This window comes from Marinobacter sp. M5B (genome assembly GCF_042604615.1).
Lineage (GTDB): Bacteria > Pseudomonadota > Gammaproteobacteria > Pseudomonadales > Oleiphilaceae > Marinobacter > Marinobacter salarius.
This window is the reverse complement of record NZ_CP156894.1, coordinates 1,098,455-1,111,090: the sequence shown is the minus strand read 5'-3', so window position 1 is coordinate 1,111,090 and position 12,636 is coordinate 1,098,455. Positions and strand designations below refer to the sequence as shown.

General features: G+C 55.4%; 12 protein-coding genes. 8 read left to right on the top strand and 4 right to left on the bottom strand.

What is annotated here, in order from left to right; genetic code table 11:
• The first annotated feature begins 58 nt into the window (after positions 1 to 58).
• The 8 genes from AAGD24_RS05020 to AAGD24_RS04985 all read left to right on the top strand — a co-directional run bounded on the left by AAGD24_RS05020 (position 59) and on the right by AAGD24_RS04985 (position 7,776).
• Positions 59 to 631, top strand: a complete 573-nt coding sequence (locus AAGD24_RS05020) for a GspH/FimT family pseudopilin (protein ID WP_169052462.1) — start codon at positions 59 to 61, stop codon at positions 629 to 631.
• A gap of 156 nt (positions 632 to 787) precedes the next feature.
• Entirely contained in the window at positions 788 to 1,273 is a 486-nt protein-coding gene (locus AAGD24_RS05015) for a GspH/FimT family pseudopilin (RefSeq protein ID WP_083637211.1), read from the top strand.
• Between the two features lie 8 nt (positions 1,274 to 1,281).
• The gene (gene pilV / locus AAGD24_RS05010) at positions 1,282 to 1,764 is read left to right on the top strand and encodes a type IV pilus modification protein PilV (RefSeq protein ID WP_178380785.1); all 483 of its coding nucleotides are present in this window, start codon (positions 1,282 to 1,284) and stop codon (positions 1,762 to 1,764) included.
• Positions 1,765 to 1,766: 2 nt separating this feature from the next.
• Complete coding sequence (locus AAGD24_RS05005; protein WP_075195688.1) at positions 1,767 to 2,894, top strand: PilW family protein; 1,128 nt, start codon at positions 1,767 to 1,769, stop codon at positions 2,892 to 2,894.
• A complete protein-coding gene (locus AAGD24_RS05000; RefSeq protein ID WP_075195687.1) occupies positions 2,894 to 3,409 on the top strand; it encodes a PilX N-terminal domain-containing pilus assembly protein in 516 nt (171 codons plus the stop codon). Before AAGD24_RS05005 ends, AAGD24_RS05000 begins: the two co-directional genes overlap by 1 nt.
• Before the next feature lie 74 nt (positions 3,410 to 3,483).
• Positions 3,484 to 6,888 (top strand): pilus assembly protein, encoded by a 3,405-nt coding sequence (locus AAGD24_RS04995; protein ID WP_075195686.1) that lies wholly within the window; start codon positions 3,484 to 3,486, stop codon positions 6,886 to 6,888.
• Between the two features lie 59 nt (positions 6,889 to 6,947).
• Complete coding sequence (locus AAGD24_RS04990; RefSeq protein ID WP_075195685.1) at positions 6,948 to 7,322, top strand: hypothetical protein; 375 nt, start codon at positions 6,948 to 6,950, stop codon at positions 7,320 to 7,322.
• A 46-nt stretch (positions 7,323 to 7,368) separates the two neighbouring features.
• The gene (locus AAGD24_RS04985; protein WP_083637212.1) at positions 7,369 to 7,776 is read left to right on the top strand and encodes a type IV pilin protein; all 408 of its coding nucleotides are present in this window, start codon (positions 7,369 to 7,371) and stop codon (positions 7,774 to 7,776) included.
• A 30-nt stretch (positions 7,777 to 7,806) separates the two neighbouring features.
• On the opposite strand, the gene ispH is transcribed toward AAGD24_RS04985, so the two are convergent.
• The 4 genes from ispH to ileS are packed head-to-tail and all read right to left on the bottom strand — an operon-like array spanning position 7,807 to position 12,632.
• Complete coding sequence (gene ispH, locus AAGD24_RS04980) at positions 7,807 to 8,757, bottom strand: 4-hydroxy-3-methylbut-2-enyl diphosphate reductase (protein WP_041335403.1); 951 nt, start codon at positions 8,755 to 8,757, stop codon at positions 7,807 to 7,809.
• A 59-nt stretch (positions 8,758 to 8,816) separates the two neighbouring features.
• A complete protein-coding gene (fkpB, locus tag AAGD24_RS04975; RefSeq protein WP_075195683.1) occupies positions 8,817 to 9,269 on the bottom strand; it encodes an FKBP-type peptidyl-prolyl cis-trans isomerase in 453 nt (150 codons plus the stop codon).
• Positions 9,269 to 9,787: a signal peptidase II gene (lspA, locus tag AAGD24_RS04970; protein WP_087148989.1), complete on the bottom strand. Its 519-nt coding sequence runs from the start codon at positions 9,785 to 9,787 to the stop codon at positions 9,269 to 9,271. Before lspA ends, fkpB begins: the two co-directional genes overlap by 1 nt.
• Before the next feature lie 25 nt (positions 9,788 to 9,812).
• Complete coding sequence (gene ileS, locus AAGD24_RS04965) at positions 9,813 to 12,632, bottom strand: isoleucine--tRNA ligase (RefSeq protein WP_075195682.1); 2,820 nt, start codon at positions 12,630 to 12,632, stop codon at positions 9,813 to 9,815.
• Positions 12,633 to 12,636 lie beyond the last annotated feature (4 nt).

Genomic DNA, 12,636 nt, shown 5'->3' with positions numbered 1-12,636 from the left:
GCTTTTCTACAGGATGTAAAAAAGCGCCCAGACCAAACCACCAACATGGATGTTGACTATGCGATACCTTGCCCGAACCAGGGGCTTCACCCTGGTTGAACTTATTCTCACGCTCGCGCTGGTCGCAATGCTCGCCGGAATTGCCAGCACCTCCTGGACTCGGCTTATCTCCTCAACGCGCCACACCGATGTGATCAACGACACTCGCCGGATGTTTGCCGTCGCACGATCCTACGCCGTCCACCAGAAAACCCTGACCACCGTGTGCCCGCTGTCTCCCGCGCTGAGGTGTACCGATGACTGGAATAACGCCGTCTCCGTCTTTCCAGACAGAAACAACGACAAGCGACCGGATGCGGGAAAAGTCCACCGGGTGTTCACGCTCACGAGGGGGCAGTCCAGCCTCTATTCCCGAACAGCCGGAAGAGGCTACTTCCAGCTATCTGCCAAAGGTATGAGTCACGGCACCATGGGAAGCCTTGTCGCGTGTTCTGCATCAACCAACGGAAGATTTGACATGAGTTACCTGGCCCTCAATATTGGCGGCCGCATTCGGACACTCCATGACGAAGACGGGGATGGGGAAATCAGACTTCCCTGGGGAACGATCATCACCTGCCCTGGCCCATGAACAAAGGCCCGATGGTTGCCCCCAGAGTGTGACCGAAACCTCATCTTCAGCCGCCGAATACCGCCCATACCGGATGTTCGACCGTTCATCGAATAGGCGATGCATATCTATGGCGCCTTTGGTTTACTAACCTGAGGCTTACCAACGGAATTTGGCATGTTGAAGAGAACCGCAGGTTTCACGCTCATAGAACTACTCATCACGATGGTCATTCTCGCGATCATTGCGACTGTTGCGCTCCCCGGCTTTGGCAGGCTGATAGAAAGCAATCGGCTGGTAACCGGCACGAACTTGCTGGTGTCATCCATTAAACTTGCAAGAACAGAAGCCATCAAACGCGGCACAAACGTCACGTTCAGTACCGATGGTGGCCTGGGGGGCGGTTGGTGTGTGCACGAAGGCGATGACGCCGGGGACTGCGCCAATGACCAGATTCGCGGGTTCGAGTCACCTGGTAATCTTACCTTTACTGAAAGCGTAGGCGATCTGGTGTTTGACCGGCGCGGGTTTCTTGTTCCACAAGCTGCTCAAACCTTTACCGTCGCTCCGGTCGGCTGTGCCAGTGGTGACATATCCTTCCGAAGGATCCGGGTAAGCCCGGTTGGACGAACCGAAGTAGATGACGGAGAAGTATGCCCGTGACTCCAACTATGACTCAGACATCTAAGCACCGCTCCGGCCTGGCTTCCCCGAGACACCAGTCCGGTCTTGGAATGATCGAGATCCTCATTACTGTCTTGGTCCTTGCCATCGGCATACTGGGCGTTGCTTCAACACAGGTCGTTTCCCTGCAAATGAACTCTCAGTCCCAGAGCCGGAGCCAGGCGGTCCTGCTCGCGGAAGACCTGCTGGACCGAATTCGTGCGAATTCCGACAATCCCGGTGACTATGCCCTGGCTCAGGACGACGCGCAGGGCGCTGATGGTGGTGGTTGCGCCACATCTTTCGTACCGGCAAATGCAACCGTTGCAGCCAACGACATTGCCGCCTGGGAAAACAGCCTCGCCTGCCTTCTTCCAGAGGCTGAGCGTACCGTTGCAGTCGATCCCTTAACCAACGTGGTTACAGTCACCATAGACTGGAACCAGAACGACCAGGCCATGAACCCTGTAGTAGTGAGGACTCAGATTTGATCATGTCAAAGTTCCGCGCTCCCTCTGCCCCCGATACTCGTCCTGGGGCCAGCCAATCAGGCCTGTCGCTGGTTGAGCTGCTGATTGCAACAGCTCTCGGCCTCATTCTTACGCTTGGAGTAATCCAAATTTATCTGAGCGGGAATGAGACCTATCGTCAGACGCAGGGCCTTGCCCACGCGCAGGAAAGCACCCGATTTGTTTCCGCCGTCCTGACACCGGATCTCCGTTCTGCCGGCAGTTTTGGCTGCCTTGCAGAAATGGGCAGACCACTTGACCAGGTTGTCGACAACCGCCTGAATGGCGGCCTGGCGGTACCACTGGATCAGGCACTCCAGGGCTGGGAGTACACGGGAACCGGCCCGGGAGATAGCGTCACGCTGGCAAACGCCATGGCAACGCCCGGCGCCGGTAACTGGGCCTCAGGAACCGCTGGTGCGAACCTGCCCGCCGATCTTGCGGGTTCCGTGATCACCAATTCCGATGTCATTATTGTCAATGCCCTGACTTCTATTGGTGTGCCGTTAAACCCCGCCGTTCCCCAGAATGGTAACAGTATTAACCTTGCTGACGACTCAGGAGTGGAGGCCGGATCCGTCGTTCTGGCCACCCGTGGCGATTGCTCTGAAGGCGAAATGTTTCAGAAGAGCAACAATGCCAATTCCAATTCCATCGTAATGGCTGGCGGCAATGTCAATCCGGGCAATAACGGTAATAACTTCAATCTGAATTACGACCCTCAAACCAGGGTCTATCAGTTTACGTCAATGGCCTATTACATCGGCCAGGGCACCAACGGAGAGCCTGCCTTATTCCGGCGCATGATGACACCGCTCCAGAACCCCCAGGAGCTGGTCTCCGGCGTTGAAACATTGCAGATCCTCTATGGCGAAGATACCGGTGGAACCAGCGCCGCGGATGATTATGTCCCCGCCGACGAGGTAGTCGACTGGAACACCATCGTGAGTGTTCGATTCTCGGTCATGACCCGCAGCCAGGACGAAGTGCTGGAAGAAGAAAATAATCGCAACTTTGACATGCTTGGCAGTGAAGTCTCCCAGGCAAACAACGGGGACCGACGTGTTCGGCTTATCTCCGTCAGCACCACTGCACTCAGGGGGAGAATGTAATGAAAGCGACCCGGAATCGAGTGAAGCCGCCTATGGTAGACGTTAGCCCTCATACTAAACGCCAGCGCGGAGCGACCTTGATCGTGGCCCTTGTCATGCTGCTGATCATTTCTCTGCTAGCCATCGGCGGCATGCAGGGATCCGTGATGCAGGAACGCATGGCGAGCAACGCTCACGACAGTGCGATTTCGTTTCAGGCTTCAGAAGCGACGTTACGACAGAGTGAAAACGATATTCTGAACACCCCAGGTACCCGTGTGACAGCCTTCAGCGAGGCAATGCTCGACAGCCCGTGGGATTGGGATGGCAACAACCCTGCCCGATCTGGCACCGGGGTCGCTGGTCCGGATGTAAGCGCACAACCTGCCTACCATCTCGCGCGTCTTGCGGATGTGTGCCCGATCGAACCCGGACAGCCCTGCTTCGAGCGCTACCTGGCAACGTCTCGGGCCCAAGGGGGAAGCGATGAAGCAGTCACAGTACTCCAATCTACGGTTTTGTTACCACCAGAGTAAATGACGGCGTGTGTTAAAAACCGTCGCCAGACAAACATCACAATGAATTGCTGACTCCAACTGGAGAGTTTGCCATGAAAACGTTCAAGACAGCATCACACAAGCGCTCGCGCTACTCGAAACTAAGCGTCTTCAGCACCAGCCTTGTGTTTTCAATCTGCACAATGCAATCCGCCATGGCACAGGTCAACCTGGCTCAGGTGCCACTGTTTCTGAAAGAATCTGTCGATTCAAACCTGGTGTTTGTCTATGACGATTCCGGATCCATGGCGTGGCGTTACATGCCCGATGACCTTGATGGGCATGGCGGCAACCGGTATTACTACTCCAGCCGTGTGAACAAGATCTACTACGACCCAACAATAACGTATCAGCCGCCATTCAAGCCAGACGGCAGTAGTCGTTATCCTGACTCGGATTATAACAACGCGTGGGTAAACGGGTTTGATCAATCCGATGGAAGGGATGATCTTCGTGACGATATACGTTTCGATAGTATCGGGAGCATCGAAGAAGGTTTCTACATGCAGTTCAACTCCTCCACGAGTTGCGACAGCAACCCCCGACAAAATGATTGTTACACCCCCGTTCTTCTCAATAATGCATCCGCCGAGATCAAGCAGAACTATGCGAACTGGTTTTCCTATTACAGCACGCGGACCCTGGCGGCCAAATCGGGGATCACGGAAGCCTTCTTTGATCTTCCAGACAATATCCGGGTTGGCTATGGCGCCATTAACGTCAACAACAACACCATTGATGGCGTAAACGACACAGATACCCTTGTCAGTGGAGTGCGCCCATACACAGCTGCTCGACGCCAGCAATTTCTAACCTGGCTTCACAACAAGAGTGTAAACGGCGGCACCCCACTGAGAACGGCACTCAGGGATGTCGGCAAGTACTATTCCCGTACTGACAATCGGGGCCCGTGGGGAGAAATTCCTGGCACCAATGACAGTACCGCACATATTGAATGCCGCCAAAGTTTCTCCCTTATTATGACCGATGGTATCTGGAACGGAAGCAGCCCCTCTGTCGGAAATGTCGACAATACGCCGGGACCGTCCTACACCAATCCGGACCCCGATGGCTCCGATTTCAACTACACAGCCGTGTCGCCATTTACCGACGGGCATTCCAACACTCTGGCGGATGTTGCGATGCAGTACTGGAAAAACGATCTGCGCACAGACCTCGGTAACAAGGTCCCCGTCACATCGACCGACCCGGCATTCTGGCAGCACATGACAACCTTCACGATCGGGCTAGGCGTCACAGGCGACATCAAGGAAGCCGATGCACTTGCTGCACTCGACCCGGACAACAACATCACCATCAACTGGCCCGAACCTGGCTCGAACCGAAGCCCTGCCAACATTGATGACCTGCTCCATGCGGCGATCAACGGTCGCGGTGGCTATGCCAGCGCGCAGAACCCGAAGGAGTTCGCCGACGAAATCAAGAGTTTCCTTGGTGATGTAATTGCTCGCTCACAGACATCTGCCTCATCCGCAGCTGTCAGTTCGGCAGTCTTGCGCGCTGACTCCCTGGGTTTCTTTGCGGGCTTCCGCAGTGAAGACTGGTCCGGCACTTTGTCAGGGTTCAGCTTCGACCAGGGCAAACAGCTCTGGGATGCCGAAGAAATTCTGCGACAGACGCTCCCGACAGACCGGAAATTGATCACCCACAATGGAAGTAGCGGCATTGATCTGGAATTCGCATCGGCCAGCTCTCTTTCTAACCTCTCGGCTGCTCAACGCGATGCGCTGAATGCCGACCCAACACTGAACGCCACTCAAGATAACCTTGGCCATAATCGACTGGCCTGGCTTCATGGCGACAATGACGCTCACGCAACTCTCCGAAGCAGGCAGGGCACTGACGCTGGAGGTAATACCGTCCTCCGGCTTCTGGGTGATGTCATCAACGCGAACCCGCAGTTCGTCGGTAAAACCAACTATGGGTTTGCACGCCTGGGTGGTACCGAAGGGAGCGAATACGGTTCATTCCGATCTACTAATACTTACCAAACCCGGATCGATGCACTGTATGTGCCTGCCAACGACGGCATACTGCACGCCTTCGATGGCGAAACCGGCAAAGAGCTCTTTGGCTACATTCCATCAGAACTGCTGCTCCCCTCGGGCTCAAATACATATGCCCGCATTTCAGAGCTGATGAAGCCCAACTACACCCACCGATACTTCATGGATGGCACACCACGAGTACAGGATGCCTATATTGATAAGGACGGAAACGGTTCCGAGTGGCGAACTGTGCTTCTGGGAACTATGGGCAAAGGTGGCAAAACAGTATTTGCGCTTGATATAACCGAGCCAGGCTCATTCTCTCCAGCAGATGATGTGCTGTGGGAGTTCCAACATCCGAATCTCGGATACGGAGTGACCGATCCGCAGATTTCCCGCCTCGACGATGGAACCTGGGTAGCCATTTTTGGAAATGGCTACAACGGGGCCAGCGGTCAATCCAGTCTGTTTGTTGTTGACCTGGAAACCGGCAATCTCGTCAAAGAACTCCAAACCGGAGCCGGTAGCGCTGCGAACTCAAACGGCCTTGCCTCCGCTACCATCACCAGTTTTCCGGAAACAGATGCCATCACCCGTTATGCCTACGCTGGCGATCTGTTAGGCAATTTTTGGCGATTCGACCTTACTGGAAACACTAACAAGTGGGACGCAACCAAAGTATTCACCGCCGAAAGCCCTGACGGTAATAGTCAACCGATCACTGTGGCTCCCCGGGTCGCGCTCAACCCCAATAACAGTGACGAACTCGTAGCAGCGTTCGGTACCGGTAGCTTCCTGCGAAACGGCGACGAAGGTGACTACGATGTCCAGACACTGTACGCCGTAAAAGACGATCTGACCGCGTCAGGGCTGGAACGAGATGACCTGGTGCAACAGACCATCACCAGACAGGAAGATGTCGTTGTGAATAGGGCGTCAGGGAACGGTACCAACAGCTTTACGGTCCGGGAAACCTCCAGCAACCAGTCGACAAATCAGCAAGGCTGGTACCTGGACCTTGCCTACAACTCAAACAAACAGGGAGAGCGAGTTATCAGCCGGGCAACCTTCCCGTTTGGTGTAAACCCGGATCGGGTTCGATTCACTACCGTCATCCCTGATGATGACCCCTGCGGAAGCGGGCGTACCGGGTTTATTATGGATCTTAAACTGACAACCGGCGTTCCTTCTGAGACCCCCGTGTTCGACCTTAACAGCGATGGCACCTTCAACGCGGGTGATATCGTAGGCGGCTATGCGCCAAGCGGCATCCAGGTGGGTTACGGCGGTGAAAACCGTACGATTGCGACCGAAGACGGCGACGCAGAAGTAGTGATACCGGGCCTGGATCCCAACCAGTTGTCACCGGGAGATCCATGCGAGGATGGACTCTGTGCCCGTTCCCTGGACTCAAGCATCGGCCGACAAACGTGGGAGCAGCTTCGCTAAGAAGCTGCCTTGGCCGATCACGAGCTAACTATCTTTTATTTGAGTAGCAGGAAAATACTATGATTACTCGCTTACTACTGAATCAACCACGCAGAGCTCTTGCCGTAGCCCTAATCGCATTGGCGGCAACAATGACAAGCGGCATGGCATTCGCCCAGGCGGACGATGAAGTCATGGAGGGCAATCCGATATCCCTCGAGAACGTTGTTTTTGAGGGAACCGTGAACTTTGTCCACCCCGATTCGTTCATGCTGGTCATTGACGACTATTCTTTCGTACTTGAGCGCGTCATCACGTTCAACGGTGGCACCTGGTCACGGGAACAGGTCGTCCAACGGCTCGCACAGGGTGATCGTCTTAAGCTGGAACTCGGAGGGATAGCGGACCAGAGATCTGGCGCTCGACTGGTGCAAAAAATTGAAGTTCTGAACTGACCATGCGGGAATGGCGACCACTAGTAAACTAAGAGGGATAACGATTTTGAAGACTCACTCGAACTCAGGTTTTACGTTGATCGAGATGATGATTGCGGTCGCGATCATTGCCATCATCGCAGCAATAGCGCTTCCTCTTTATCAGAGCCAGATGGAGCAAACCCGACGAACAACTGCGCAGGCAGACCTGCTAGAACTCACCCAATGGATGGAGCGTCGATACTCCAACGGTTTTGATTATCGCGATGGGGGTAATAATCCTGTTTTGCCATTCGATCAGTCGCCGCAGAACGGAGACGCGTTCTACGATATCAGCTTTGTGGGGAACGTAGCCCGGAATGCGTTTACCTTGCAGGCAGTTCCAACCGGACCTCAGACAGACGATGATTGTGGAACTCTTACGCTGGATGAACAGGGTAATCGCGGCGCAGACCAGGCAGCAGGGTGCTGGTAAACGAATATGACACGAACGATGCCATCACAATCAGACTTCGATGGCATCGATTCGCAATTCTTTAGGCATCGAGAAAACGATATTCTCCTCCCTGCCCTCAATCTCTTCGGGCACCTCGCCGCCAAGTTCCCTTAAACGCGCAATTACCTCATTGACCAGTATTTCCGGGGCAGACGCGCCAGCAGTCACGCCAATGGATTGCTTGCCCTCGAGCCACGTCGGATCTATTTGATTTGATTGGTCTATAAGATAGGCAGGCGTTCCCATGCGCTCTGCCAACTCCCGCAATCGATTGGAATTGGAACTGTTCGGCGAACCCACTACCAGCATTAGGTCACAGTCACCGGCCAACTGCTTCACAGCATCCTGACGGTTCTGCGTGGCGTAGCAGATATCGTTTTTGCGAGGGCCCTGAATGTCCGGGAACTTTTCACGCAAGGCATCGATGACTCGGGCGGTGTCGTCCATGGAAAGCGTGGTTTGAGTTACATAAGACAGCCTGGACGGATCTTTCACGACCAGTTCGGCAACGTCTTTCTCGTCTTCCACAAGATAGATATCGCCACCGTTGCCATGGTCATACTGCCCCATGGTGCCTTCCACCTCTGGATGACCATGGTGGCCAATGAGGATGCATTCACGCCCATCGCGACTGTACTTCATCACCTCGAGGTGAACCTTGGTTACCAGAGGACAGGTTGCGTCGAACACCTTCAACCCCCTGCGCGCGGCTTCATTCTGCACCGCCTGGGACACACCGTGGGCACTGAAGATCACCAGCTTGTCGTCCGGCACCTCTTCCAGCTCATCCACAAAGATAGCGCCGCGGTTGCGCAGGTTGTCCACCACAAATTTGTTATGCACCACTTCATGGCGCACGTAAATGGGCGCACCAAAGACATCCAGGGCACGGTTCACTATTTCGATAGCGCGGTCGACACCGGCACAGAAACCACGAGGATTAGCGAGTCGGATTTGCATAGAATTGCCCTGAGATATCAAACAAGTTTGCAGAAGCCTGCGGGAGGACCAAAATGCGTTTAGTGGGCCCGACCAACAGGCTCCACATCAATAATTTCCACTTCAAATGTCAGTGTACGCCCCGCCAGAGGGTGATTAAAGTCCACCTCGACCTGATCTCCTTCCACACGACTAACGACGCCCGGCAACTCACTCTGACGCGCATCCGCGAATGAGATCATAACCCCCTTTTCAAGCACCATGTCCGCGCTGAACTCACTCCGCTTGAACGTTTGCACGTTACTCGGATTATGCTGCCCAAAGGCCTTTTCAGGAGGTACTTCGAAGCTATTGCGGTCGCCCGCCGTCATACCCATCAGGTAGGCCTCAAAATTTTCCGGCAGGCTCTCGTCACCAATCTCCAGTGTTGCCGGTTCTTTCTCGAAAGTGGAATCAATGATCTCACCGTCACTGAACTTCAACGCAAAATGAAGCGTAACGCGAGTGCCCTGATCTACGGGAAGTTCTTTCATCAGCGATTGTCGCTCCTGTTGTCCGCATCCGGTTCCCGGGGCTTGCGGAATATATCCAGAATCATCATACCGGCACCAATGGTGATGGCCGTATCGGCGATGTTAAAAGCGGGGAAATGGTAGCCGTTCCAGTAAAAATGCAGGAAGTCGACCACGTAGCCATGAACAACACGGTCGTAAACGTTACCCAGAGCGCCGCCAAGGATTAATACGATGGCAATCGCCGACCAGGTTTCATGGCGCCGCAGGGATTTCAGCCATACAACCAGAACTACACTGACCACCAGTGCCAGGGAGACAAAAAACCAGCGTTGCCAACCTGCGGCACCGGCCAGAAAGCTAAACGCCGCACCGGTGTTGTGCAGCAAGGTCAGATTGAACAGTGGCATTACCGGTACCGGGTTGCCATAGGTCAGCATGGCCGTAGCCATGGCCTTGCTCCCAAGGTCCAGCACGATAACGAGCACCGCCAGCCAGAGCCAGCGGAGCTTGGAGCCGGTTTCTTCCGTATTGGTCATTACGCTTTCCACAAGGTGACGTCCATCAGGCGAACGAGCGGGACTCGCCCTGCCCTTCCACGTTGGTCACACAACGACCACACAGGTCGCCATACTGCTCACTCTGACCGACATCGGCCCGATGATGCCAGCAGCGTTCACACTTGGCGTGTCCGGCGGGGTTTACTTTTACAAGCAATCCCTCGTGGGACGTCGGCTCCGCGTCGCCGGCGTCAGACACCGGTGCTACCGTGGCTTCCGAAGTAATCAGCACAAAGCGTAACTCTTCACCAAGGTACTGCAGATCCTTGGCAAGGTCGCCTTCGCAGTAGAGAGTCACTTCCGCACTGAGGGAACCTTTGATTTCTCCCCTGCCACGAACCTCTTCCAGGCACTTATTCACCGCTTCTTTAACGCTGTAAATACGGCTCCAGTAATCACGGCCCAGTTCGGCGTCGTCCGGCAGTGCTGTCAGGCCTTCATACCAGGTTTCGTAGAACACGGTATCGCCACGCTTCCCGGGCAGGTGCTGCCAGATTTCATCGGCCGTGAAACTCAGGATCGGCGCAATCCAACGCACCAGCGCTTCTGCCACATGGAACAGGGCCGTCTGACAGGAGCGACGCTCGCGGCTGTCGGCCTGAGTGGTGTATTGCCGGTCCTTGATAATATCCAGATAGAACCCGCCCAGGGTGGCCTCGCAGAAGTTGTACACCTTCTGGTAGATGCGCAGGAACGCGTAATTCTGGTAATCCTCATGCAGCTCCGTCTGCAGCTGCAGGGCCTTGTCGACCATCCAGCGGTCCAGCGCGATCATATCCTCTGGCGCAACGGCATGCTGCTCCGGATCGAAACCCGTGAGGTTGCTGAGCAGGAAACGGGCGGTATTCCGGATACGACGATAACCGTCCGCAGTCTGTTTGAGGATGTCCTTGGAAACCGTCATTTCACCGCTGTAGTCGGTCGCGGACACCCATAGACGCAGGATATCGGCACCCAGCTCGTTCATCACTTCCTGGGGCGCGATCACGTTGCCCAGGGACTTGGACATCTTGCGGCCCTTACCATCGACAGTGAAGCCATGGGTCAGCACCTGCTTATACGGCGCCACGCCGTTCATCGCGATGGAGGTTTTCAGGGACGACTGGAACCAGCCACGGTGCTGGTCTGAACCTTCCAGATACATATCTGCCGGGAACTGACCCAGTTCGGTGCGGGGACGCAGCACGGATTCGTGGGTTACTCCGGAATCAAACCATACGTCCAGGGTATCCAACACCTTTTCATACTGGTCGGCATCACTGCCCAGCAGCTCAGTGGTATCGATGTCGTACCAGGCGTCAATACCGCCCTTTTCGATTTCCTTCGCTGCCGCCTCAATCAGATTCTGGGTATCCGGATGCAGTTCCTGCGTTTCCTTGTGGATAAACAATGTGATCGGCACGCCCCAGGTACGCTGGCGCGAGATACACCAGTCCGGGGATTGCCTGAACATGGCCTCGATGCGGTTCTGCCCCCAGGCAGGCACCCAGCGCACACCCTTGATGGCTTCCAGGGCGTCGTCACGGAGGTTTTCCTTCTCCATGCTGATAAACCACTGAGGGGTGGCTCGGTAGATCAACGGTGTCTTGGTACGCCAGCAATGGGGGTAGCTGTGGCTGAACTTCTCCGCCCGGACCAACTTGCCCTCGCGTTCCAGAGCTGAACACACCGGGTCATCCGCCTTGTAGACGTGAACGCCAGCAAACTCACCGGCGGCCTGGGTATAGGTGCCATCGGCCTTGACCAGGCTGATGGTATCAATGCCGTAGGCCTTCCCCACTTCAAAGTCTTCCATGCCATGATCGGGGGCCGTGTGGACGGCGCCGGTACCAGCGTCGGTGGACACATGGTCGCCCAGGACCAGCGGCACCTGCTTGTCATACACCGGATGATGCAGATCCAGTTTTTCCAGCGTGGCGCCTGGCACAGTCGCCAGTACCTCATAGTTCTCAACACCCCAACGCGACATGATGCCATCCACCATGTCCGCGGCGAGGATCATACGCTCCCGTCCATGTCCGGCATCGGTCTGTACCAGGGCATATTCCAGCTCAGCGTGCAGTGAAACAGCTTGGTTGGCGGGAATGGTCCAGGGTGTCGTCGTCCAGATAACAACCGACACATCACCCTCGCCCTTGTCGGTACCAAACAGGTCGAGCACGCGCGCCTGGTCTACGACCGTGAACCGCACATCGATCTGTACTGACGTCTTGTCCTGGTACTCAACTTCGGCTTCCGCCAGTGCAGACTGACCGACCACGCTCCAGTACACCGGCTTGAACCCGCGCACCAGATGGCCTTTGGCGACTATTTTGCCCAAAGCACGCACAATGCCCGCCTCGACCTTCGGGTCCATGGTCAGGTACGGCTTTTCCCATTCACCCATCACCCCAAGGCGGATGAAATCGGCCTTCTGGCCGGCGATCTGTTTGGTAGCGTAATCACGACAGGCCTGACGGAAGGTCTTGTAATCCACCTTCACACCCGCCTTGCCAATCTCCTGCTCCACCTTGTGCTCAATTGGTAAGCCATGGCAGTCCCAGCCCGGCACATAAGGCGCGTCGTAACCCATGAAGCTGCGGGATTTGACGATCATATCCTTGAGGATTTTATTGACCGCATGACCGATATGAATGCTGCCATTGGCGTAGGGAGGGCCATCATGGAGGATGAACTTATCCCGCCCCTCACGCTGCTTGCGCAGGTTGCCGTATACGTCCAGGTCCTGCCAGCGCTGGAGCATGTCCGGCTCGCGCTTGGCCAGGTTACCGCGCATGGGAAAGGCGGTTTCAGGCAGATTCAGAGTGTGCTTGTAGTCGCTCATGGTA